Here is a 20825-nt window from a genome sequence, read left to right as displayed (position 1 = left end):
CGCAATAGCGTGGATTCTTTACGCTTTGGCAAGCGCGATAGCGGATCAGGACGGTATGAAAGAGCAATCGCCCGGACAGCATGCTTCCGATTCCGTGTCTTCAGAGGCCACGGAGCGGGACGCCGACTCGATCGCGCCTTCGCGCCGCCAGCTGCTGATGGGTGGCGCCGTTGCCGCATCAGCGATTGTGTCCATCCGTCCGGCCCTGGCCAATACGGCCGCGTCCGTGCTGAACTGCACCATTCCGGTTCCCGATCAGGCGCGTGCAGGAAAATATATCGCGCCCAATGGCCAGCTCCTACCGGCAGGGACAGCGGGCGCCGTCCCTGCGCAAGGGCGCAGCTATAGCGGTGAGCAGGTCCGGCAGGCTCTGCGCGGCGGCAGGCTGCCGGGCACAAGCTATGAGCAGAATCAGGCGTATCTGAACTATATCCGGCGCCTTCAGTCCGGAACCAGCGGCTTTACTTGTTACGCATCATTGCAAATGCCGCGTTAGGCACCTGCTTACTCCTGTGCGCTACAGCGGAGCGCCGCCAAGGAGGTTGAAAGCAGTTTGTGACCGCAGAACGTCGTTATCGTAGAGACAGTGACATAGCCGCGTGCGTGTTGGAGGACATCATCGTCCTCTACCATCGCGCGTCGGGTCAGACGCATATGATGGTCAGCCCTGCTCCAGAGATATTGGAGGCGCTGGATGACGAAGCTGACGCCTCGGCGGCGCAATTGCATGCGCGGCTGGGACGTCACTATGATCTGGGCGAGCGGACGCAGGCGATTGCGGAAATCGAGACGCATCTGGAAGGGCTGACGGCGCTGGGTCTGGTGCGCTGTTCATGAGGCACCAGCTTTCCTTGTCCATCGGCCCCGCGTCATTTCGGATCGGTTCAGCATGGCGGGAACCGATCGACCTGCTGGCGCAGCTGTACGACGGCTATCCTCAGCCAAAGGACAATGTGGCCGACTTTACCGTTCGGCTGGAGCCGACGAGCATGGTCCGGCGCTGGGTCAGGCCGTCGATCTTCATCACCGGCGACCATGGCCTAGCCGATGCGGCGCCGATGAGTTTGACGCATGGGCTGTTGGCGGCGGAAATGGGCATGAACCTGCAAATGGCGCTGGGTTGGCGGCGGCACCTGCTGCTCCATGCGTCGAGCGTGGAGAAGGATGGCCGCGCCCTTGTGATGACCGGGGAGTCCGGGTCGGGCAAATCGACGCTCGCGGCACAGCTTGGCGAACGTGGCTGGCGGCTCATGGGTGATGAATTTGCTCTGCTGGACCTGGCCACCGGGGAATTACTGCCTTTCCCTCGGCTCGTTTCGCTCAAGAACGGCGCCATAGATGTGATCACGGGGGAGGTTTCGGCTGAGCGGATGGGGCCGTTAATGGCTGGCACGGCGAAGGGGGACATTCGACACCTCATGCCGCACCCCGATGCGGTCGCGCGGATGACGGAAGCGGCAAAGCCCGCCCTACTGCTTTTCCCGCGCTTCGGGCATGCCACCGACGTTCGCCCGATGGGGCAGGGTGAGGTTTTCATGCGCCTGACACAGGCGTCCACCAACTATGTCGCATTGGGAGAGGCGGGGTTCGGTGCGCTGACCCGGTTCGTCCAGCATGTACCCGCGCGGGCGATCGACTTTCCCTCAGGCGACGAGGCCATCGCGATGGTCGAGCGGTTGTGGGAAGAACTCGCATGAGCGCCGCGCTTTTGGTCAGGTCGCTCCGCGATCCGGGGTCGGTCAGGCGTCTGGACAGTGCCGGGTGGAATGCTTTGATCGCGGCGGCTCGGGCTGAGCGACTGATCGGGACGCTGGCTATGGTCATCGATGAGGGATTAGTGCCTGAAAGGGTGCGGCCGATCCTGGCAGATGCCCGGCTGGATGCGGAGCGGGAAGCCCGGCAGGCGCTATGGGAAGCCGATCGGGCTGCCCAAGCGCTGGGAGAGCCGGTGCTGCTGTTGAAGGGGACCGCCTATGCGGCAGCTCGCCTGAGGGCAGGCGCGGGGCGGTTTATCGGCGATCTCGACATTATGGTTCCGCGCGGCCGTTTGAAGCAGGTCGAGGACAGGTTGATCGCGGCGGGGTGGGAGTGGGTCAAGGAGGATGCCTATGACGACGCCTATTACCGGCAATGGATGCATGAACTGCCGCCGATGATCCATCGCGAGCGGGACAGGATGATCGATGTGCATCATACGATCCTGCCGCTGACCGCGCGGCCGAGGCCGGACGCGGAGGCGATGCTGGCGGATGCTGTGCAGGTGACTGATCGGTTATCGGTTTTGTCGCCGGAGGATATGATCTGTCATTCCGCCGCGCACTTGTTTGCGGATGGTGATCTGGCGGGCGGTTTGCGCAACCTGTGGGATATTCACTGCCTGTGCCGCGAATTTGGGGAGGGTCAGCAGGATTTTGATCTTGGCTTGCTTGAAAGGGCGGCGGAGCATCAATTGTATGCGGTGGTTTTGCGCGCGCTGAGACTGGCGCACTTCCTGTTTGGCGCCCCTGTCCGGCCCCTTCGCTCACCCATTCCAGTGGACTATCGCCCGAGCTGGAACGACCGCCTTTTCATAGCGCGTCTGCTGGCTCGGGACGGTTGGGGGCGTGAAAGGCGCAAGCTGCTGCGCTTCGCATTTTACGTTCGGTCGCATTGGCTGCGCATGCCCCCGATGATGCTGGTCCGGCATTTGCTGACGAAGTGGCGCAAAGGGCACCGGCCCGTCTAGCGCCTAGCCGTGACATGCAGATGGGGAACAATGTTCTGAAGATTGCCGAGTAAGGCGAAAGGCGTCGGCTTTCCGGAAGGTTCGGTAGAGGCGGAAATCGCCATCCCCATCCACATCACGTCATGCCACTGACCGAATTTGAAGCCGACTTCCCGGTAGATGCCGACCTCCTTCATACCCAAAGCGGTGTGAATCGCCACGCTGGCGCTGTTCGGAAGAGTTATGCCCGCGAAGAGGCTGTGATAGCCCTGATGCCGCAATATCTGGATCAATATCTCGTAGAGACGCCTCCCGATCCCGCGACGATGATGATCAGCCGCCAGATAGACGGAGATATTCGCCGACCAATCATAAGCCGCCCGGCCGCTATGGGGTCCGGCATAGGCATATCCCACTATCTGACCATCCACCTCGGCGATCAGCCATGGGTAATATTTTAAGCAATCGGCCATCCGAAAGCTGAATTCCTCAGCGTCTGGCGGCACGCTTTCGAACGAGATTACGGTATTCAGAACATAAGGGGCGTAGATCGCTGAGATGTAAGGCGCATCGTCCTCAACAGCCGTTCTTATGATTGCCGTCATGTCATGAATCCTGTTGAAACAGGGGGAACCGTGGGATCGCTGCGGCTTACCGCTTCAATATGTTCAACGCGAGCACCGTCATGGCCTCGCTTGCCGTGGCGATGACCTTGTCGGCCTCCGGAGCCCAGAAGGGGCTGTGAAGGGAGGGGAGGGTGAGCTGGCCAGCGGCGGCTTTTGCCATCTGATCGGCGGGAACTCCTCCGACCCAGAAGATGAAGCTTTTGATGCTTTTGTCAGCCCGGTAATAGCGGCCGAAATCCTCGCCTCCCATAGATGGTTTTGTCTCGATGACGCGTCCTTCGGGGAAATGCGCTTTGAGCAGCCGGGCCATGTCGTTGGCGAAGGCGGGCGGGTTGTAAGCTGCGGGCGTGAACTCATCCTTGACCGCGACAATCGGCATCCGATCTTCGGCAATGCCCGCCGCGATTGCCTCACCGCGCGCGATACGTTCGATGCCGTGGATCAGCCGTTCGCGGCTCTCATCGGAATAGCTGCGGACGGTGAGAAGCAGCTTCGCCTCATCAGGGATGATATTATGCTTGGTGCCGCTCACGAAGCTGCCGACCGTGACGACTGCGGGGTCCAGAGGGTCCTGTTCACGGCTGATGAGGGTCTGAAGAGCGCCGACGATGCGGGCGCCCAGCACTATGGGGTCTTTTGTCGTTTGAGGATAGGCGCCATGACCGCCGGTGCCCCGAACGACTATGTCCACGCTGTCTACATTGGCGAGCGCATAGCCGGGGGTGTAGCCGATCGTGCCCGCCGGAAGATTGGCGGCGTCATGGAAGGTGATGGCATGCGTGGGACGGGGGAAGCGCGTGTAGAGACCATCGTCCAGCATCATGCGCGCGCCTCGACCGACTTCCTCGGCTGGCTGGAGGATCATGACCAGCGTACCGCGCCAGCTGTCCTTGCTTGATGACAGCAGCCTAGCTGTTTCGATGAAGGCGGTCATGTGCGTGTCGTGACCGCAGGCGTGCATGACACCGGTTTCAATGCCTTCAGCCGTCTTGGTACGAACTTTCGAGGCGAAAGGGAGACCGGTCTGCTCCGTGACCGGCAGGCCATCCATGTCCGCGCGGATGAGGAGGACCGGTCCCTCGCCATTTTTCATGACCGCGACGACGCCGGTGCCGCCCACCTTTTCGGTGACTTCGAACTTCATCGCCTTGAGGCGGCGGGCAAGCTTTGCGGCGGTCGCTGTTTCCTGCTCCGACAGTTCGGGATGGGCATGGAGATCGCGGTAAAGCGTCATGAGGTCTATCATGTCGCGATCGATCTGGGCGGCTATCCCCTGTGGAACTGGGGGTGCAGGAGCAGGCGCGGCACCGGTCTGTGCCGTGGCGGCAGGCGAAAGAGTGGCGGCGGCCATGATGAGCTTGAACGCGTGACGCATCGGCTATTCTCCCTGTTGGATGGGAGCATAGGAAGATTTGGCGGCGCAAGGAAAGTGGCAGATATGAAAAGGCGCCCGTCCATTGAAGGACGAGCGCCTGTCATGGTCTGTCGCGACGGGATCAGAAGTGGAAGATCACACCCGCGGTCGGACGGAAGCTGTCGAAATCATAGGTTTCGGTCTGGAAGCGCAGGCGAATGCCGCTGTTGCCGGTGATTCCGCCAAGGCCGATGTCCTTCGGGCCAACTTCGACGCCAACGCCGTACATCCAGTCCTTGCGGTTCGGCCAGCCCTGCTTGCCGTTGACCCACTGGTAACCGGCCGATGCGAAGATCATGCCGCTTTCACCAGCGCGCGCGCCGAAGCGGCCCTTCACGCCATATTCCCAATCAATGTCAGCCCAGCCCTTGGTGGCGTTGCCTTCGACGCCCACGAAGACGGGGCCGAGTGGAACGTTGACACCAGCGACGCCGCTTACGATTGCGCCGCTCATGATGGTTTCGCCGGGAACGCTGCCGAACTCCGAACGGCGGTCGAAGCTGTGCCAGCCGCCAAGGATGCCGACATAGGGTTCAACGCCGAATGCTTCAGTGCCGTCAGGTGCCGTTTCTTCCTGCGCATGGGCGAGCGAAGGCAGCGCCGCCAGCATGGCGGCTGCGAAAATATACTTCCTCATATTGGCTACTCCCTTGAGCCTTGTTCATAAGATGCCTGGGAGTAACGGGGGCAGCCGCCTATGGTTTCCCCACGAAAAACAATTGGTTCAACAGCGTGGCAAAATTGCAACGGCTCTTATTGGGCAGTCCAGCCGCCGTCGATATTCATGTTGGCACCCGTAATATTGGCCGCCGCATCACTGCACAGGAAGAGCGCCATCGCCGCAACCTGATCCACGGTCACGAATTGCTTGGTCGGCTGTCCAGCGAGCAGCACATCATTCATCACCTGCTCGCGCGTCATGTTGCGTGCTTTCATTGTGTCGGGAATCTGGTTTTCGACCAGCGGCGTCCAGACATAGCCCGGTGAGATGCAGTTGGCGGTGATACCGAATGTGGCGAGTTCGAGCGCCAGCGTCTTGGTAAGCCCAGCGAGTCCATGTTTGGCGGTGACATAAGCACTCTTGAAGGGAGACGCCGTCAGCGAATGAGCGCTGGCCGTCTGGATGATACGGCCCCACTTTTTCGACTTCATGTAAGGAATGGCGAGGCGGGACGTGTGGAAGGCGCTGGTCAAATTCAGCGCGATGATGAGGTCCCATTTGTCGACCGGGAAATCCTCGACCGGGGCGACATGCTGCATGCCCGCATTGTTGATGAGGATATCGACGCCGCCGAAGATGCTGGCCGCTTCCTGCATCATCGCTTCGATCTCGGCGGCTTTGGTCAGGTCGTGCCCGCTGTAGAGCGCCTTGGCGCCGCTCGCCTGTTCTAGCGCCTGCCGTTCCTGTTCGATCGCTGCGCTGTCGCCAAAGCCGTTGATGATGATGTTCGCGCCCTCGGCCGCAAGCGTCTTTGCATAAGCAAGGCCGATGCCGGAGGTGGAGCCCGTGATCAGCGCTGTCTTTCCGGCGAGGGTCTTGGTCATGCGTTCTTCTCCTTGAGAGTATCGGGGGCCTGGAGGTCGAAGGTGGCGCTTTTGCCGTTCGTGATGTTGCGGGCGATAAGGTCGCCCTTGTGCATCACCTCTTCCACGGCGTCGCGGCCTTGGCTCCAATGGTCCAGCATGGTGGAACGGGAAAATTCAAAGTCGCGGGCGCCACTTTCCCAAGCGCGACTGCGGTAGATGAGGTGGACGATGTTGACCGAGCCACGGTCGAGATATTCCCTGAGGCGCAGGGCGTCGGCATCGTCCTTGAGGTCTGGCGGCAGTTTGTCGAGCAGCGCCTTGATCGCCTTATGCTCGCGGCGCAGGCGTAGATATTGATCGGTGACCTGACGCGTCCGGCTGGAATATTGAATGTCCTTGGCGCGGGAATAAACGTCCGTCATCTGGCGCGGCATCGGACCTTCGGCCGGGAAAAGATCGACCTGAAAGACGAGCATGTCGTCATTTTGATGTTCCAGCACGTGAGCCAGGGGCGTGTTGGAAACGAGGCCGCCGTCCCAATAATGCCGCCCGTCTATTTCCACCGGGGGCAAGCCGGGGGGAAGCGCACCCGAAGCCATGATGTGGCGCGCGTCGATGCGGGTCCGCCCGTCGGGGCCTCGCGTGTCCCAATAGGCGAAGTTGCCGCTTTCTACATCCACCGCTCCGACCGAGAGGCGGACAGGGCCGTCATTCAGCAGGTCCCAATCCACACAGGCGTCGAGCGTTTCCTTAAGAGGCGCGCTGTCATAGAAACTGATGGCTCCCGGCGTGCCTTCGGGCATCATCACGGAAGGCCAGAGGCGCGGGCGGAACATGCCGGGCACGCCGAAGGTGGCAACGGCTCCCGCTGCCATGAGATGTGCGGCCTCCCGAATATGATCGATTTCGGGCAGGACGATATTGGGAAGGCCGCCGGAAACTGTCAGCCAGAATTTCTTCATCCTGCTGATGCGGCGGTGCGGCGGATTGCCTGCTATGATCGCAGCATTGACAGCGCCGATCGAAATGCCCGCGACCCAGCTGACGTCGATGCCAAGTTCATCAAGACGCTGATAAACCCCGGCCTGGAAAGACCCAAGGGCGCCGCCGCCCTGAAGCAACAGCGCAACATCGTGGGGCAAGGGGAGCGGCGTGCTCGCCCGGCGCGGAATGGAAGGATCGATATCGGCCATGTCGCAGTGCAATATAACGACTAGCTCGCGGGTGCCAACTTAATGTGCTGCAACAATCCGATAAGCTGAAAGCAACCAACTCCATATCGCAGCCGTTCCAACCTTCACGCTGATCGGATAGGCATGGGATGAAAGAGAGGGCGTCATGCGGCTGGACGACGAACGGGAAAGCTCCAATTTCGAGGTGCAAAGCGGCCGTGGCGGCTTTGGCGGCGGGCTGGGCGGTGGCCTTGGCATGCTGTTGCCATTCATCGGCAGCCGTTTTGGTTGCGGCGGGATCGTCGTCGCGCTCATCATCCTGATGGTGATGGGCGTCAATCCGCTGAGCTTGGTTGGTGGCGGAGGTGGCGTGCAGCAGGATGTGTCCGTCAGTCGTGATCCGCAGAAATTGTCGGAAATTCAGCATTGGTCTTTGAAGGTCCTGGGATCGACGGAGAAGGTGTGGGGCCAGATTTTCCAGCAATCGGGGCAGCAATATCAGCCGACAGTCCTGTCCTTTTACTCGCAGGCTGGCGCGTCGGGCTGCGGCGCCGCGCAAAGTGCAATGGGTCCCTTTTACTGCCCCAATGACAAAAAGGTGTATCTGGATACCGATTTTTTCAATGAACTACGCCAGCGCTTCGGCGCGCCGGGTGACTTTGCCCAGGCCTATGTGATCGCCCATGAGGTTGGGCATCATGTGCAGGATCTGGAAGGCACTTTGGGGCAGGTGCAACAGCGTCAGCGCAGTGTGGGCGAAGAGCAAGGCAATGCCCTGCAAGTGCGCGTCGAGTTGCAGGCGGATTGCTATGCAGGCGTGTGGGCGAAACGCACGGGGCTGATGGAAGCAGGCGACCTGGAAGAAGGCATGACCGCCGCGCAATCCATCGGCGATGATACATTGCAAAAGGCGGCGGGACGGCGTCCCGTGCCGGAAAGCTTTACCCATGGATCAAGCGAGCAGCGGATGACCTGGCTGCGCAAGGGGCTGGACAGCGGGGACCCGGCGCAATGCGATACTTTTGCGGGGGCGGCGCGCTAAAAAGCGATCTAAACTGTCAGAAGGGCCGGGCTTCCGAACTTGTTGCGGCATCGCTGTTACCGGCTTCGCCCGCGCCGGTCGGCGGTTCACCGGGAAGGCCGTTGCCGGGCGCGAGGAAGGGCTTGCCCGCTTCCGGCATGGGCTGGCCGAAGGATACGGCAGCAGGGGTCTGCTCCATCGGAACTGGCGCTACGACAGCTTGTTGGGTGGGCAATGGCTGTAGAACCGGGGGCTGCGGAACCATGGGTTGAACCACTGGATCTGAGGGCGTCGCCGAAGGGTGCGGCGTGATGCCCTGAACCAACAGAACGATGATTGGGGCGCTGACCAACGTGATGGCGGCGAAAGCCTTGTAGAGCATGCAGGCACATCCTGAACCAAAGACGCGCTGTTTCTAGTGGCTTTCGGTAAATAAAATCCTGCGCAGCCGGTCTAATTTCGGTCGAGCTTTTTCAGCAGGTCCATCATGTCCGATGGCAAGCTATCGCGCTTGGCGCGGAATGTGGACTGCAACGCATTGCCGATGCCTTCATAGGGCTGAGGCGCGCCGACTGTCAGGAATTTGCGATCAGTGGTCTTCCGCCCGTTGCCAGATCGGCTCACTGATTTACGCTGCATTTCCATGTTTCTACAACGGGCGGCAACGGGAAAAGTTTCTGGCATTCATTTGAGGCTCGGGCGATAGCGGCGATATGACAGGAGAGATTGCGGTGGTGGACTGGACGGCGGCGTTGGCGCGGATGCGTGGGCATTCGCCTTTCCTCGCCCGACAGATGGACCGGTTTCCCGAAGTGGTCGATCTGTTGGCGGCCGGAGATGTCGAGGCTGCGCTCAAGGCCGCTCACGGCGTATCGGACGCGGACGAGGGAATCGCCAGGTCACTGCGGCGGCGGAAGGGCGCGCTGTCGCTGGTTACGGCGGCGGCGGATCTGTCGGGCGCCTGGGACCTGGATCGGGTGACGCGCACCTTGTCGGATTTTGCTGACCAAGCTTTGGAAGAAGCACTGCGCGCCACCTTTGCCGAGCGGTATCCGGGCGTGGAGCCGAAGGGATTTGTCGTGCTGGCGCTGGGCAAGCATGGCAGCCGGGAGCTGAATTACTCATCCGACATCGATCCCATCCTGCTCTATGACCCGGCGACCCTGCCGCATGGGGAGCGGGAAGACCCGGCTGATGCGGCAGTGCGGATCGGCAGGCGGGTGAGCGAGCTTTTGAATGCGCGGGACGGCGATGGCTACGTCTTTCGCGTCGATTTACGGCTGCGTCCCTCTCCCGAAGCCACGCCCATTGCGCTGCCGGTCGAGGCGGCGATCGGCTATTATGAATCGACGGCGATGGGATGGGAGCAGGCCGCTTTCGTCCGCGCGCGTCCTGCGGCGGGCGACTTGGCGTTGGGCGATTATTTCATGCAGCAGATACGCCCTTTCGTCTGGCGGCGAAGCCTGGATTTCGGTGCGATCGACGCGATCACCGACATATCGCGACGAATCCGCGACCATTATGCGCAGGGTCAGGCTTTCGGGCCGGGCTATGATCTGAAACGGGGACGTGGCGGCATCCGGGAAGTGGAATTTTTCGCGCAGACCCACCAGTTGATCCATGGTGGCCGCGATCCGGCGCTGCGGTCAGGCAATACGCGGGAGGCGCTGAAAGCCTTGGCGACGGCGGGGGTCTTCGATCCGGAAGTCTCGCGCAAGCTGGACGAAGCCTATGTGCTGTTCCGGACGATCGAGCATCGGCTGCAGATGGTCGAGGACCGGCAAACGCATGAGCTGCCCAAGACCATCGAAGCGATGGACAACGTCGCGCGGCTGCATGGGCTGGACAACGGCGCGGAACTGCTCGCGCTGCTGCGCCCGAAGGTCGAGTGGGTGGGCACCAACTACGATCAGCTGACGCCTGCTGAAAAATCAGAGTCGCTTTCGCATGACGAGGACCGGCTGGCGGCGCAGCTGGCGGAAATGGGCTTTGTTGATCCGCAGGCTCCGGTTGCGCGGATTGCTCGCTGGCGCACGGGCAGCATCAGGGCGTTGCGCAGCACGGCTTCGCGGGAGGCGCTGGAAGATTTGCTGCCGGGATTGATGCGTACGTTAGCGGCGGCGCCCGATCCGGTACGGGCGCTGAACCGCCTTGATGACCTGATCGGAAGGCTGCCGAGCGCCATCAACTTCTTCAAGCTGCTTGCCGCGCGGCCGGGGCTTGCGGAGCTGATGGCGGAGTTGCTCAGTCATGCGCCAACGCTGGCGGATGCGCTGGGACGACGGGCCGAACTGCTCGACGGGCTTATCGATACGTCCGCTTTTGATCCGCCGCCTGCCGTGGAGCAACTGGCCGCACAGTTCGCGCAGCTGGAAGCGGGCGAGGATTATCAGGCGCTGCTGGACCGGGTGCGGCAGCGCGTCAATGATCGGCGCTTTGCGCTGGGCGCGCAGATCATTCGCGGCGGCGATCCGCTGGAAGCAGGGCGTGGTTATTCGCGGGTGGCTGAGGCGGCGATCGAGGCGTTGGCGAGTGCGACCGTCCGGGAATTTGAGGCGGTGCATGGGCGGGTGCAGGGTGGCGAGATGCTTATCCTTGCGCTTGGTCGACTGGGCGGCGGCGTTTTGACGCATGCTTCGGATCTGGATCTGGTTTTTCTTTTTTCCGGCGATTTCATGAAGGAATCCGATGGAAGAAAGCCATTGGGGGCTACGCAGTATTTCAACCGGCTGGGGCAACGCATAACCAATGCGTTATCGGTGCAGACGGCGGCGGGGCCGCTTTATGAGGTGGATACGCGGTTGCGGCCTTCGGGTGCGCAGGGGTTGCTGGCGGTCAGTCTGGACAGCTTCGCCAAATATCAGCGCGAGGAAGCGTGGACCTGGGAACATCTGGCGTTGACGCGCGCGCGGCCCATTTTCGGGTCGGACAGCGGCCGGGCTGCGTTGAGCGCGATATTGGCCGAGACTTTGGAACGGCCGCGCGATTTCCCGGAGCTGGCGCGTCAGGCGGTGAAGATGCGCCGGGATATCGCCGCGCACAAGCCGCCCGCCAGCGAGTTGGACGTCAAGCTGGTGCCGGGGGGCTTGGTCGATCTGGAGTTCCTGATCCATGTGTCGCAGTTCAAGCATGAAATGGCGTTCAGTCCTGACTTGCGCGCCGCTTTGGATGAACTGGTCGAGGCGGGTCATCTTCCAGCCGATCTGATCGATGCGCATGACCTGATCACGCGCTTTCTGATCGTGTCGCGGCTGGTTTCGCCCAAATCGACCGAGCCGCCAGAGGCCACCCGGCCCGTCGTTGCGCGGGCGTGCGGCGTGGAAAGCTGGGACGCGCTGCTTGAAAGCTATGCGCAGGCTCGGCAAAGGGTGAGCGATGCCTGGGCAGCGCTGTCCGCGCCCTATTCGGAGGAAGAAGATGCTGGAAGCCGGTGATGCCCTGCCGAGCGTGACGTTGAAGGATGCCGATGGCGTTGACTTCACATTGGATCGGTTCAAGGGGAAGCCGGTCGTCGTCTATTTCTACCCTAAGGCTGATACGCCCGGCTGCACCAATGAGGCCAAGGACTTCACCGAAATGGCTGGCGAATATGCGGCATTGGGCGTGCCGGTGGTCGGCATTTCCAAGGACAAGCCCGCAAAGCTCAAGAAATTCGCGGACAAATACGGCCTGAACGTGACGCTCGCGTCCGACGAGCCGGGCGAGGCGTGCGAGGCGTTCGGCACTTGGGTCGAAAAGTCGCTCTATGGCCGGAAATATATGGGGATTGAGCGGGCGACCTTCCTTGCCGACGGAACGGGCAAGATTATGCGCGTCTGGCCCAAGGTGAAGGTGAAGGGCCATGCTGCCGAAGTGCTGGAGGCCGTGAAGGCGCTTTGAATTTGCCGGTCGAGATTGAGAGCGTGGGACGGGCCTGCGCTCATGTGCTGATGACGCCGGAGCCACGGGACAAGCTGATGGCGGCGCGCGCGGTGGCCCGCGCCTGGAGGCAGGGCCGATTGGCGCACCAGTTCGACGCCGCGATGCCGGACACGCCTGCTCGGCCCGACGCTCCCGCCCTGCTGCCAGCCAATCAGATGCCCAAACGCGGCAAGATCGGTTCCGACCGGTCGCGGATCGCCATGCTGCATGCCCTGGCGCATATCGAGTTTGTCGCGATCGACCTTGCCTTCGACCTGATTGGCCGGTTCGGGAGGGAGTTTCCGCAAGCCTTCGTCGATGACTGGATGCAGGTGGGCGCGGAAGAGGCGATGCATTTCGCATTGCTGGACCGGCGTCTGCGGCAACTGGGCAGCTTTTACGGCCAATTGCCTGCCCATGACGGGCTGTGGCAGGCCGCTACCGAAACCGCAGGGGATGCCATGGCGCGGCTCGCCATCGTTCCGATGGTGCTGGAAGCCCGCGCGCTGGATATCACGCCCGCCACGATCGCGCGTTTCGAAGGCGTGGGGGACGAGCCATCCGCGCGCATGTTGCGCCGCATTATGACGGATGAGATTAGTCATGTTGCCGCCGGGACAAGATGGTTTGGTCATGCGGCGAACCGAGAGGGGCTGACCCCCGCAAATCATTACCAAATCCTTGTAAAACGCCATTTTCGCGGTTCGTTGAAACCGCCGTTCAACGACTCGGCGCGTCGACAAGCCGGTTTAACGCTGGATTTTTACGGCGCGCTTGCACAATGAAGCGGGAAATGTCCTTTTGGTGACGCGGGTGGCGATTTAGGTCGCATTTGGTCAACACGGGGAGCGCCGAGAGGCTCAAAAAGCCTCCGGAGGATAAGTCGGGGTCGGCATGTTGTTTCTTCGTTCGAATAATGCGCGTAGCGCGCGATGGTTCCTGTCTGCGTGTAAATCCATTGGGGCTATGGGCGTAGTGAGCGCGTTGTGCGCCGCAGTGCCTGTGCAGGCCAAGTCTATCGCCGACGATCCTTATGGCGATGCGTCGGAAATCAATAGCAGCGCGCTTGGCCCGGCAGATGTGGGCTTTTCCAATCTTTTCACCAGCCTTCAGCGGTTGGACGGCGGCGTAAAGGCGGCCAATAATATCCCCACCGGACGGCCTGTCGAAAGGCTGTCGCTGACATCCAACTTTGGCGTTCGTTCCGACCCGTTCAACGGCGGCGCACGGATGCACAAGGGCATCGATATTCCCGGACCAGTCGGCACGCCGATCTACGCGACCGCAGACGGCATTGTGAACCGCGCCGGATGGGCGAGCGGCTATGGCAATCTGGTCCAGATTTCTCATGGCGGCGGTCTTGAGACCCGTTATGGCCATATGTCGAAGCTGATCGCGGCCCCCAACAGCTTTGTGCGTCGTGGTCAGTTGATCGGCCTGATGGGATCGACCGGCCGCTCCACAGGCAGCCATCTTCATTATGAAGTCCGCGTTGAAGGCCGGGCGATCAACCCGATGCCGTTCGTTGTTGGTCCCGATGTTCTCGTAGCGATGAACACGAAACCACCCATCGCCATGGGTGGCCCGACGAAAGCGCAGGAGCATGACGCGGAATAATCCGCGCTACGCCGCTTATCCTTTTCAAAGGCTCGGCACCGATGGGTTGCCGGGCCTTTTGCTTGATCTTATCTAGGCGCCATGACTGATATCGACCTCACCCCTTCCGCCGCTGCCCGCGTGGCTGCGATTGCCGCCAAGCAGGGCAAGCCCGCTATCCTGCGGCTGGCGGTCGAGGGTGGCGGATGTTCGGGCTTTCAATATCGTTTCGGACTGGCCGATGCAGTGGAAGCGGACGATCTGGTCGTCGAACGGGACGGCGTGACGCTGGTCGTCGATGATGTGAGCCTGGACTTGGTGCGGGGTGCTGCCGTTGATTTTGTGTCCGACCTTGGCGGATCGGCGTTCAAGGTGACGAATCCCAACGCCACCGCTGGCTGCGGTTGTGGGTCGAGCTTTTCGATTTAAGCACGGGCTGTGCTTTTGTTCGCCTTTGACGCTTTCACCCGTTCGGGCTGAGCTTGTCGAAGCCCGCTTCTTCTTGAAGAGAAGTAGAGCCCTTCGACAGGCTCAGGGCGAACGGTGCTGAAGAATTGCACCACCAAGCGCTAATCACCGGCTGTGGGTCCCTTGTCTAAGGGGGGCTATTCTCTTTAGGGATGCGCGGGAGGAGAAAAGCCCCATGCGCATCGCGACATTCAATATCAACGGCATCAAGGCGCGATTGCCGCGCCTGCTGGAATGGCTGAGCGAGACGCAGCCGGATGTCGCCTGCCTTCAGGAAATCAAGACTTCGGACGAGACATTCCCGCTGAAGGACATTGAGGATGTCGGCTATGGGGCGATCTGGCACGGGCAGAAGGGCTTTAACGGGGTTGCTATCCTGGCGCGGGGCGAGACGCCGGTCGAGGTGCGCCGGGGGCTGGAGGGCGAGCCCGAGGACGAACATAGCCGCTATATCGAAGCCGATGTGAAGGGCGTGCGGGTGGCCAGCATCTACCTGCCCAATGGCAATCCGCAGCCGGGGCCGAAATTCGATTACAAGCTGCGCTGGATGAAGCGTCTGCGCGACCGTGCGGCGGAGATCTGGGCGGAGGAAGTGCCTGCCATTCTTGCTGGCGACTATAATGTCATCCCGCGCGACCGGGACGTTTATTCGGTCAAGGCGATGGCCGACGACGCGCTGATGCAGCCGGAAAGCCGGGCCGCTTACCGCCGTCTGCTGGGCGACGGATGGACCGATGCGATTGCGAGCCGACACCCGGCGGGTGGGGTTTGGACCTATTGGGATTATCAGATGAACGCCTGGCCGCGCGATGCCGGTTTCCGGATCGATCATCTGCTGTTGAGCCCGGCGGCGGCCGACCGCCTGGTTGACGCGCAGGTGGACAAGGATTTTCGCGGACGGGAGAAGGCGAGCGACCATGCACCGACATGGGTTGAGCTGAGCGAGTAATCAGGCGCGGGCGGCTTGCGCCACGCGGATGCCGGGACGGGCGGATGGGTCGGCCAGCTCATGTGCCTGCCATCCGGCCGCGTCCCGGCTATATTCGACATGGTGGCCGCGCTGAAAGCTCGCGCCGTCCCAGACGATGACCTGCAACTCGATCCGGTCGTTGCGGTGGACATGGAGCCAGTTGAAGCTTTGCGGTTCGGCGTTGCGGAGGCGGGTCGATGTCGCGGTGCCAGCCTGAATGACTAGCGCGCCGCCTGCGTCTGCGACCATCTTCTGCGCCGCTTCGGCATAGGTGCGGTGAAAGTGGCCGGCGAGGGCGATGTGGATACCCGCTTCTGTCACCGCCTCGACGGCGTCCTCATGGCGGCCGACGGCTTCGCTGAGTTCGCTTCCTTTGCCGATGGGCATGGCAAAGAGGGGGTGGTGGGTGACGAGGATGCGCGTCTTTTCCGGCGCGACCGGGGCGAAGCGCTCTTCGATCATCTTCATCTGCTCATGGTTGATGCGTCCGTCCTTGATCGTCAGGGAACGGGCCGTGTTGATACCCAGGATCGCGACCTTTTCATCCTCATACCAGGGGCAAAGCTCATTGCTGATATAGCGTTTGTAGCGATCCAGGGGGGCGGCGAAACGGCGGACTATGTCATAGAGCGGCACGTCATGATTGCCCGGAATGACGAGCAGGCGCATGCCCGCCCCGCGTAGCCGATTGAGCCAGGCGGAGGCGGCGCGAAATTGATCGACGCGGGCGCGCTGCGTGAAATCGCCGCTGATGATGACGAGGTCGGGCTGGCTGCGTTCCAGCCAGGCTTCGGTGGCGGATACTATTTTGGGATCGTTGGCGCCAAAATGGATGTCGGACAGGTGAGCGATGCGAGCCATGGCTTTCCAACGACTGTTCACGCGGATTTGTTGCGGTGAGGAGCCGATAGGGCTCTGGCGAGTTGTTGGGGCATGGAAACGAACTCCCTGCCGCGCGAGGCGGCGCTGATCGTCAATGTTCACAGCCGGAAGGGGGAGGCGCTTTTCGAACAGGCGCGGGAGAAGCTGGAGGCGGCAGGGGTGCGCCTGATTGCCGCGCATGCCGTGCGCGATCCGGCGCGGTTGCAGGAGACGGTGCGCGAGGCGGTGAACAGCGGGGCGCCGATGGTCATCGTTGGTGGCGGCGATGGCTCTTTGTCCGGGACGGTGGATGAGCTGGTGGGGAAGGATTGCGTCTTTGGCGTGTTGCCACTTGGCACGGCCAACAGCTTTGCGCGGACGCTTGGCATTCCGCTGGATTTGGACGGTGCCGTGCAGGTCATCGCGCAGGGCAGGCGGCGACGTATCGACCTGGGGATGATCGACCACGATTATTTCGTCAACGCGGCCTCGCTCGGGCTGTCGCCGATGATCGGGAGGACGGTGCCGCACAAGTTGAAGCGCTATCTGGGGCGGATCGGTTATCTGATCTGGGCGGTGAAATGTTCGGTCGGGTTCCGCGCGTTCCGGTTGACGATCGATGACGGCCAGGCCGAGCGGCGGATGTGGTCGACGGAAGTGCGGATATTGAATGGCTCCTATCATGGCGGGGTCGAACTGTCCGATCGCGCCGACGTGGATAGCGGCGAGATCGTGGTTCAGGCGGTTGTGGGTCGCAGCCATGCAAGGCTGGCGTGGGACTGGTACGCCAAATTCTTCAAGCTGCGTGACAGGGATGCGCAGACGGAAGAATTTCGGGGCCAGTCTTTTAGGATCGAGACGCAGCCTAGGCAGCGCATTTCGGTCGATGGTGAGGTGGTCGCGAAGACGCCCGCGACGGTGAAGGTGGCCGCGGGCGCGATCGATGTGGCGGTGCCGGGTTAGGCCTTCAGGCGAGGTTCTTTTCGTAGATCTGGTAGATCTTGTTCACCTTGCCATCGATGGCATCTGCGATGGCGTTCATCCCCTGATTGTCGTCGAGCACCCAGCCGAGCTCACCCCGCGTTGCGCCATAGCGGCTGACGGCGTTGCGGCGGATATATTCGATCATCATGAAGGCAAGCTGGCTGGCGAGGCGGGATGATTGGAGCCGCTGGACCACGCCCATCAGCGGTACGCGCATGGTGCGGACTTGCGGCTTGCGCAGCCACCAGAGCAGCTTTGCCCAGCCGAAGGGGAAGAGGGAGCCGTTCAATGGCGCGGTGGCTTCGTTGAGGTCGGGCAGGGTCATCATGAAGGCGACCGGTTCGCCGTCGAGTTCGGCGATCATGATCAGGTCTTCGAACACGATGGGCTTCAGTTTCTTGCCGGTGTGGGCGACTTCGGCGTCGGTGATGGGCACGAAACCCCAATTCTTGCCCCAGGCGTCGTTGAGGATGCCGAGCAGGATGGCCGCTTCGGCATCGAATTTTGACTTGTCGACCTGGCGGATGCGGATGCGGTCGCTCTTTTCGCCGGAGGAGACGATCCGCTGGATGAGGGGCGGGAAGGGGTTGGTGATGTCGAGTTCGTACGTCTTGAGCTGCTTGACGGGCTGATAGCCCGCGCCCTCGATCATCGCCTGATAAGCGGGGCTGTTGTGGCCCATCATCACCGTGGGCGGATGGTCATGGCCTTCGATCAAAAGGCCGGGTTCTTCCCAGATGGAGAGCGAAATGGGGCCTAGAACGCGGGTCATGCCCTTTGCGCGGAGCCAGCCTTCCGCCGCTTCGATCAGCGCCTTGCCGGTTTCGGCGTCCTCCGCTTCGAAAAAGCCGAAATTGCCGGTGCCCGGACCCATGCCCTGTTCAACCGGCTGGGCGAGCGCGAGATGATCGATATGGGCGGAGATGCGGCCGACGACCTGACCATCGCGGCGGGCGAGAAAATATTGCGCCTCGGCATGGCCGAAATAGGGGTTCTTACTGGGCTCTATGACGCCATAGACTTCGCTCTTGAGAGGCGGCACCCAGTTGGGGTCATTGGCGTACAAGCGCCATGGCAAGTCCACGAACGCCTTGCGATCGGCCTTGGAAGTGACGGGGGTTATTAGCAGATTCGAGTGAGCCACGGCAGAGCTTTCGCTAAAGGACCGGAGCAGTTCGGCGCTTGTTACGGGATTGTCAATCCGGAGCACGCCTGATGACATAGCAAGGCGATACTGTCATGCCGCTGCCACGATTTCAGCGCATTTACCATTTAGGAGCGCCTGCATGACTGTGCATGATCCCATCATAGCGGGCGCGGCCGTCAAGCGCGCCTCGATTCCGGATGACGCCGCGATGCTGCGCGCCGCAGCGGAACTGTCGCGCGAATTTGCGGTGGCGAACCCGAGGATTTACTGGCCGGACCTGCTGGCGTCGGCGCTAATCGGCTATGCAGCGCTTTCCGGGGCGATTCTGGCCGACAATGTGGCGTTGGCCCTGTTGTGCGGACTGGTGGCGATGCTGGCGCTTTATCGGGCGGCGAGCTTTATCCATGAGCTGACGCATATCCGCAGGGACGCGCTTCCCGGTTTCCGGCTGGGGTGGAACCTGCTGGTCGGCATTCCGCTGATGATCCCGTCCTTCATGTATGAGGAAGTGCATACGCAGCATCATGCGCGCACCCGCTATGGCACGGCGAACGATCCGGAATATCTGCCGCTGGCGCTGATGAAGCCATGGTCGCTGCCCTTGTTCATCCTGATCGCGTCGCTGGCGCCCGTGGGTCTGATCCTGCGCTATGGCGTGTTGGCGCCGCTCAGCGTCTTCATCCCCGCGCTGCGGCGCAAGGTCGTTGCTGAGTTTTCGGCGCTGTCGATCAACCCGGCCTATCGCCGCCGGGCGCCGGAAGGGGAGTTTCGCCGCCGCTGGCTTTGGCAGGAGGCGGGAGCTTCGCTGTTCGCACTGGCCCTGATCGGCAGCGTGTTTGTCTTCGGATGGAAGCCTTTGCTCGTCTATATGGCTGTGCATTCGGGCATGACGGTGATCAACCAGTTGCGCACGCTGGTAGCGCATCTTTGGGAGAATGAGGGCGACGCGATGACTGTGACGGCGCAATATCTGGATTCGGTGAATGTGCCGCCGCCTTCGCCGCTGGCCGCGATCTGGGCTCCGGTGGGGCTGCGCTATCATGCGCTGCACCACCTGCTGCCGAGCGTGCCTTATCATGCGCTGGGCAAGGCGCATGCGCGGTTGATCGCGGCGCTGGGGGAGGATTCGCCTTACCATCGCGGCAATTATGCGGGCATGTGGCCGCTGGTGGGGAAGATTGCGCGCAGTACGATGGGTCGGCGCTGAATTTTTTCGCGCAGAGGCGCAGAGGACGCAGAGAAGAATTGGAATACAGCCTTCGGCTGCTTCTTTAGTGCTGGCGTGTTGGTACCGAAAATTCTCTGCGACCTGCGCCTCTGCGCGAAACCAATAGCTATTCTTCTGTTCTGAACAGCACGGTCTCGCCCACGAGCAGGAACAGGAAGAAGGGTGCCCACGCTGCAAGGATGGGCGGGTAGGCGCCGAGATTGCCCATGGCGAGCGAGAAATTGTCCGCGACGAAATAGGCAAAGCCGAGCGCCATGCCGAGCACCGCGCGGACGAACAATTGGCCCGAGCGCGCAAGGCCGAACGCGGCGACGGACCCCAGGATGGGCATCAGCAGGGCCGAAAGCGGGCCGGACAGCTTGTGCCACAGGCTGCCTTCCAGTTCGGCGGTCGGCCGCCCGGCGTCGCGCAGATCAGCGATCGCGGCGCGCAGTTCGGAAAAGGTCATGGCGTCAGGATCGACCCTGGCCAGCGTGAACTGGTCGGGCCGGATCGCATTGCCGAAACGGACGGTGCCAACCTGCCGTTCCGTGCCGCGGGCCACGTCGAATTGGCGTGCATCCTCCAGTACCCAGCTCTTGCTGGCGGCGTCATAATGGCCGCGAGGCGCCTGGACGATGGTCGTCAGGCTGTTGTTCACGCGGTTGAAAATCTCGACCTTGCGCAACTGCACGGCATTGCCCCGGCCAGCGACGATCGCGGCAGTGACAAGGTTGTTGCCGTCGCGGACCCAGGGATTGGATTTGACGCCGCTATCGGTGGGCACAGGACCGTAATCCACCGCTTGCCACGCGCTGAGCGCTGCGGTTGCGCGGGTAACCACGCGTTCATTGAAGGCGTAGCTGATGATGGCGACGCCGAGCGCGGAGGCGATCAGCGGCGCCAATATCTGGTGCGCGGACAGGCCCGCAGCCTTCATCGATACGATCTCGCTATTCTGGTTCATGCTCGCGAGCATGATGAGCGTGCCCAGAAGCACCGAGAAGGGCAGGAAACGCGCGACGATCTGCGGTATGCGAAGGCCGACATAATGCCACAGCTGCGCATCGCCGTTACCGGCATAGGCCAGGATGTCCCCTGACTCGCCCAGCAGGTCCAGCGTTTGCAGCACGACCACCAACAGGGTCAGCACCGCGAAGGTTCGCGTCAGGAACAGGCGCGCCATGTACCAGCTGATCTGGCTGGACGGAAAGAAATCGAATTGCAT

At 61.8% G+C, this 20825-nt stretch carries 23 protein-coding genes; 13 read left to right on the top strand and 10 right to left on the bottom strand.

Translation table 11 applies throughout. The features are described 5' to 3' along the window. Positions 1 to 157 precede the first annotated feature (157 nt). From ACZ5TB_RS06825 to ACZ5TB_RS06810, 4 genes are read left to right on the top strand one after another with little or no spacing between them, the layout of a single operon-like run. Positions 158 to 496 carry a hypothetical protein gene (locus tag ACZ5TB_RS06825; RefSeq protein WP_464792505.1) on the top strand — a complete coding sequence of 113 codons (339 nt, stop codon included), beginning with the start codon at positions 158 to 160 and terminating at the stop codon, positions 494 to 496. 59 nt (positions 497 to 555) lie between these two features. After that, positions 556 to 837: an HPr-rel-A system PqqD family peptide chaperone gene (locus ACZ5TB_RS06820; RefSeq protein WP_464790633.1), complete on the top strand. Its 282-nt coding sequence runs from the start codon at positions 556 to 558 to the stop codon at positions 835 to 837. Then, the gene (locus ACZ5TB_RS06815; protein WP_464790632.1) at positions 834 to 1697 is read left to right on the top strand and encodes an HprK-related kinase A; all 864 of its coding nucleotides are present in this window, start codon (positions 834 to 836) and stop codon (positions 1695 to 1697) included. Before ACZ5TB_RS06820 ends, ACZ5TB_RS06815 begins: the two co-directional genes overlap by 4 nt. Continuing rightward, positions 1694 to 2725 (top strand): nucleotidyltransferase domain-containing protein, encoded by a 1032-nt coding sequence (locus ACZ5TB_RS06810; RefSeq protein WP_464790631.1) that lies wholly within the window; start codon positions 1694 to 1696, stop codon positions 2723 to 2725. The genes ACZ5TB_RS06815 and ACZ5TB_RS06810 overlap by 4 nt, the downstream gene beginning before the upstream one ends. Here ACZ5TB_RS06810 and ACZ5TB_RS06805 read toward each other — a convergent pair. The 5 genes from ACZ5TB_RS06805 to ACZ5TB_RS06785 form a co-directional block, all read right to left on the bottom strand. Further along, positions 2722 to 3309 (bottom strand): arsinothricin resistance N-acetyltransferase ArsN1 family B, encoded by a 588-nt coding sequence (locus tag ACZ5TB_RS06805; RefSeq protein WP_464790630.1) that lies wholly within the window; start codon positions 3307 to 3309, stop codon positions 2722 to 2724. The two genes, ACZ5TB_RS06810 and ACZ5TB_RS06805, sit on opposite strands and share 4 nt — an antisense overlap. A 46-nt stretch (positions 3310 to 3355) precedes the next feature. Further along, positions 3356 to 4705 (bottom strand): amidohydrolase, encoded by a 1350-nt coding sequence (locus ACZ5TB_RS06800; protein ID WP_464790629.1) that lies wholly within the window; start codon positions 4703 to 4705, stop codon positions 3356 to 3358. A gap of 121 nt (positions 4706 to 4826) precedes the next feature. Further along, entirely contained in the window at positions 4827 to 5381 is a 555-nt protein-coding gene (locus ACZ5TB_RS06795; RefSeq protein ID WP_464790628.1) for an opacity protein, read from the bottom strand. Positions 5382 to 5497: 116 nt separating this feature from the next. Next, positions 5498 to 6289: a 3-hydroxybutyrate dehydrogenase gene (locus ACZ5TB_RS06790; protein WP_464790627.1), complete on the bottom strand. Its 792-nt coding sequence runs from the start codon at positions 6287 to 6289 to the stop codon at positions 5498 to 5500. After that, positions 6286 to 7464 (bottom strand): patatin-like phospholipase family protein, encoded by a 1179-nt coding sequence (locus ACZ5TB_RS06785; protein WP_196224133.1) that lies wholly within the window; start codon positions 7462 to 7464, stop codon positions 6286 to 6288. Before ACZ5TB_RS06785 ends, ACZ5TB_RS06790 begins: the two co-directional genes overlap by 4 nt. A 145-nt stretch (positions 7465 to 7609) precedes the next feature. On the opposite strand from ACZ5TB_RS06785, the gene ypfJ reads away from it, so the two are divergent. Continuing rightward, positions 7610 to 8485, top strand: coding sequence for a KPN_02809 family neutral zinc metallopeptidase (gene ypfJ, locus ACZ5TB_RS06780; RefSeq protein WP_464790626.1), 876 nt, complete (start codon positions 7610 to 7612; stop codon positions 8483 to 8485). Positions 8486 to 8501: 16 nt separating this feature from the next. Here ypfJ and ACZ5TB_RS06775 read toward each other — a convergent pair whose 3' ends face one another. Both ACZ5TB_RS06775 and ACZ5TB_RS06770 read right to left on the bottom strand, forming a co-directional pair. Beyond that, positions 8502 to 8846, bottom strand: coding sequence for a hypothetical protein (locus tag ACZ5TB_RS06775; RefSeq protein ID WP_464790625.1), 345 nt, complete (start codon positions 8844 to 8846; stop codon positions 8502 to 8504). A gap of 71 nt (positions 8847 to 8917) precedes the next feature. Next, entirely contained in the window at positions 8918 to 9088 is a 171-nt protein-coding gene (locus ACZ5TB_RS06770; protein ID WP_464790624.1) for a hypothetical protein, read from the bottom strand. Positions 9089 to 9177: 89 nt separating this feature from the next. Here ACZ5TB_RS06770 and ACZ5TB_RS06765 point away from each other — a divergent pair, with 89 nt between their 5' ends. From ACZ5TB_RS06765 to xth, 6 genes are all read left to right on the top strand, one after another. Beyond that, positions 9178 to 11898, top strand: a complete 2721-nt coding sequence (locus tag ACZ5TB_RS06765) for a bifunctional [glutamine synthetase] adenylyltransferase/[glutamine synthetase]-adenylyl-L-tyrosine phosphorylase (RefSeq protein WP_464790623.1) — start codon at positions 9178 to 9180, stop codon at positions 11896 to 11898. Then, positions 11882 to 12343, top strand: a complete 462-nt coding sequence (gene bcp, locus ACZ5TB_RS06760; protein ID WP_464790622.1) for a thioredoxin-dependent thiol peroxidase — start codon at positions 11882 to 11884, stop codon at positions 12341 to 12343. The genes ACZ5TB_RS06765 and bcp overlap by 17 nt, the downstream gene beginning before the upstream one ends. A gap of 50 nt (positions 12344 to 12393) precedes the next feature. Continuing rightward, positions 12394 to 13149, top strand: a complete 756-nt coding sequence (locus tag ACZ5TB_RS06755) for a ferritin-like domain-containing protein (protein ID WP_464790621.1) — start codon at positions 12394 to 12396, stop codon at positions 13147 to 13149. A gap of 109 nt (positions 13150 to 13258) precedes the next feature. Continuing rightward, a complete protein-coding gene (locus ACZ5TB_RS06750) occupies positions 13259 to 13981 on the top strand; it encodes a M23 family metallopeptidase (protein WP_464790620.1) in 723 nt (240 codons plus the stop codon). Positions 13982 to 14062: 81 nt separating this feature from the next. Continuing rightward, positions 14063 to 14389 carry an iron-sulfur cluster insertion protein ErpA gene (erpA, locus tag ACZ5TB_RS06745; protein WP_464790619.1) on the top strand — a complete coding sequence of 109 codons (327 nt, stop codon included), beginning with the start codon at positions 14063 to 14065 and terminating at the stop codon, positions 14387 to 14389. Positions 14390 to 14603: 214 nt separating this feature from the next. After that, entirely contained in the window at positions 14604 to 15377 is a 774-nt protein-coding gene (gene xth / locus ACZ5TB_RS06740) for an exodeoxyribonuclease III (RefSeq protein ID WP_464790618.1), read from the top strand. Here the strand turns inward: xth and ACZ5TB_RS06735 are convergent, their stop codons facing one another. Beyond that, complete coding sequence (locus ACZ5TB_RS06735) at positions 15378 to 16259, bottom strand: metallophosphoesterase family protein (protein WP_464790617.1); 882 nt, start codon at positions 16257 to 16259, stop codon at positions 15378 to 15380. 72 nt (positions 16260 to 16331) lie between these two features. Between ACZ5TB_RS06735 and ACZ5TB_RS06730 the strand changes: the two genes are divergently transcribed. Continuing rightward, positions 16332 to 17222 (top strand): diacylglycerol/lipid kinase family protein, encoded by an 891-nt coding sequence (locus ACZ5TB_RS06730; protein ID WP_464777773.1) that lies wholly within the window; start codon positions 16332 to 16334, stop codon positions 17220 to 17222. Positions 17223 to 17226: 4 nt separating this feature from the next. On the opposite strand, the gene ACZ5TB_RS06725 is transcribed toward ACZ5TB_RS06730, so the two are convergent. Then, on the bottom strand, positions 17227 to 18387 hold the full coding sequence (locus ACZ5TB_RS06725) for a GNAT family N-acetyltransferase (RefSeq protein WP_464790616.1): 1161 nt from the start codon (positions 18385 to 18387) through the stop codon (positions 17227 to 17229). A 142-nt stretch (positions 18388 to 18529) separates the two neighbouring features. On the opposite strand from ACZ5TB_RS06725, the gene ACZ5TB_RS06720 reads away from it, so the two are divergent. Beyond that, on the top strand, positions 18530 to 19597 hold the full coding sequence (locus tag ACZ5TB_RS06720) for a fatty acid desaturase family protein (protein WP_464790615.1): 1068 nt from the start codon (positions 18530 to 18532) through the stop codon (positions 19595 to 19597). Between the two features lie 127 nt (positions 19598 to 19724). Here ACZ5TB_RS06720 and lptG read toward each other — a convergent pair whose 3' ends face one another. After that, on the bottom strand, positions 19725 to 20825 hold the full coding sequence (gene lptG / locus ACZ5TB_RS06715; RefSeq protein WP_464790614.1) for an LPS export ABC transporter permease LptG: 1101 nt from the start codon (positions 20823 to 20825) through the stop codon (positions 19725 to 19727).

The sequence above is a fragment of the Sphingobium sp. TomTYG74 genome, from assembly GCF_055393875.1.
The sequence above is the reverse complement of the archived record's forward strand: the minus strand, read 5'-3'. Positions and strand labels throughout refer to the sequence as shown.

What these genes read in the sequence shown, in the direction of transcription:
- ACZ5TB_RS06825 (WP_464792505.1), top strand. Translation starts at nt 158, where the DNA reads ATGGGTGGCGCCGTTGCCGCATCAGCGATTGTGTCCATCCGTCCGGCC.
- ACZ5TB_RS06790 (WP_464790627.1), bottom strand. Translation starts at nt 6,289, where the DNA reads ATGACCAAGACCCTCGCCGGAAAGACAGCGCTGATCACGGGCTCCACC.
- bcp (WP_464790622.1), top strand. Translation starts at nt 11,882, where the DNA reads ATGCTGGAAGCCGGTGATGCCCTGCCGAGCGTGACGTTGAAGGATGCC.
- ACZ5TB_RS06765 (WP_464790623.1), top strand. Translation starts at nt 9,178, where the DNA reads ATGACAGGAGAGATTGCGGTGGTGGACTGGACGGCGGCGTTGGCGCGG.
- ACZ5TB_RS06805 (WP_464790630.1), bottom strand. Translation starts at nt 3,309, where the DNA reads ATGACGGCAATCATAAGAACGGCTGTTGAGGACGATGCGCCTTACATC.
- ACZ5TB_RS06800 (WP_464790629.1), bottom strand. Translation starts at nt 4,705, where the DNA reads ATGCGTCACGCGTTCAAGCTCATCATGGCCGCCGCCACTCTTTCGCCT.
- ACZ5TB_RS06810 (WP_464790631.1), top strand. Translation starts at nt 1,694, where the DNA reads ATGAGCGCCGCGCTTTTGGTCAGGTCGCTCCGCGATCCGGGGTCGGTC.
- ACZ5TB_RS06795 (WP_464790628.1), bottom strand. Translation starts at nt 5,381, where the DNA reads ATGAGGAAGTATATTTTCGCAGCCGCCATGCTGGCGGCGCTGCCTTCG.
- erpA (WP_464790619.1), top strand. Translation starts at nt 14,063, where the DNA reads ATGACTGATATCGACCTCACCCCTTCCGCCGCTGCCCGCGTGGCTGCG.
- ACZ5TB_RS06755 (WP_464790621.1), top strand. Translation starts at nt 12,394, where the DNA reads ATGACGCCGGAGCCACGGGACAAGCTGATGGCGGCGCGCGCGGTGGCC.
- ACZ5TB_RS06735 (WP_464790617.1), bottom strand. Translation starts at nt 16,259, where the DNA reads ATGGCTCGCATCGCTCACCTGTCCGACATCCATTTTGGCGCCAACGAT.
- ACZ5TB_RS06815 (WP_464790632.1), top strand. Translation starts at nt 834, where the DNA reads ATGAGGCACCAGCTTTCCTTGTCCATCGGCCCCGCGTCATTTCGGATC.
- ACZ5TB_RS06750 (WP_464790620.1), top strand. Translation starts at nt 13,259, where the DNA reads ATGTTGTTTCTTCGTTCGAATAATGCGCGTAGCGCGCGATGGTTCCTG.
- ACZ5TB_RS06775 (WP_464790625.1), bottom strand. Translation starts at nt 8,846, where the DNA reads ATGCTCTACAAGGCTTTCGCCGCCATCACGTTGGTCAGCGCCCCAATC.
- lptG (WP_464790614.1), bottom strand. Translation starts at nt 20,825, where the DNA reads ATGCAATTCGATTTCTTTCCGTCCAGCCAGATCAGCTGGTACATGGCG.
- xth (WP_464790618.1), top strand. Translation starts at nt 14,604, where the DNA reads ATGCGCATCGCGACATTCAATATCAACGGCATCAAGGCGCGATTGCCG.
- ACZ5TB_RS06785 (WP_196224133.1), bottom strand. Translation starts at nt 7,464, where the DNA reads ATGGCCGATATCGATCCTTCCATTCCGCGCCGGGCGAGCACGCCGCTC.
- ACZ5TB_RS06730 (WP_464777773.1), top strand. Translation starts at nt 16,332, where the DNA reads ATGGAAACGAACTCCCTGCCGCGCGAGGCGGCGCTGATCGTCAATGTT.
- ypfJ (WP_464790626.1), top strand. Translation starts at nt 7,610, where the DNA reads ATGCGGCTGGACGACGAACGGGAAAGCTCCAATTTCGAGGTGCAAAGC.
- ACZ5TB_RS06720 (WP_464790615.1), top strand. Translation starts at nt 18,530, where the DNA reads ATGACTGTGCATGATCCCATCATAGCGGGCGCGGCCGTCAAGCGCGCC.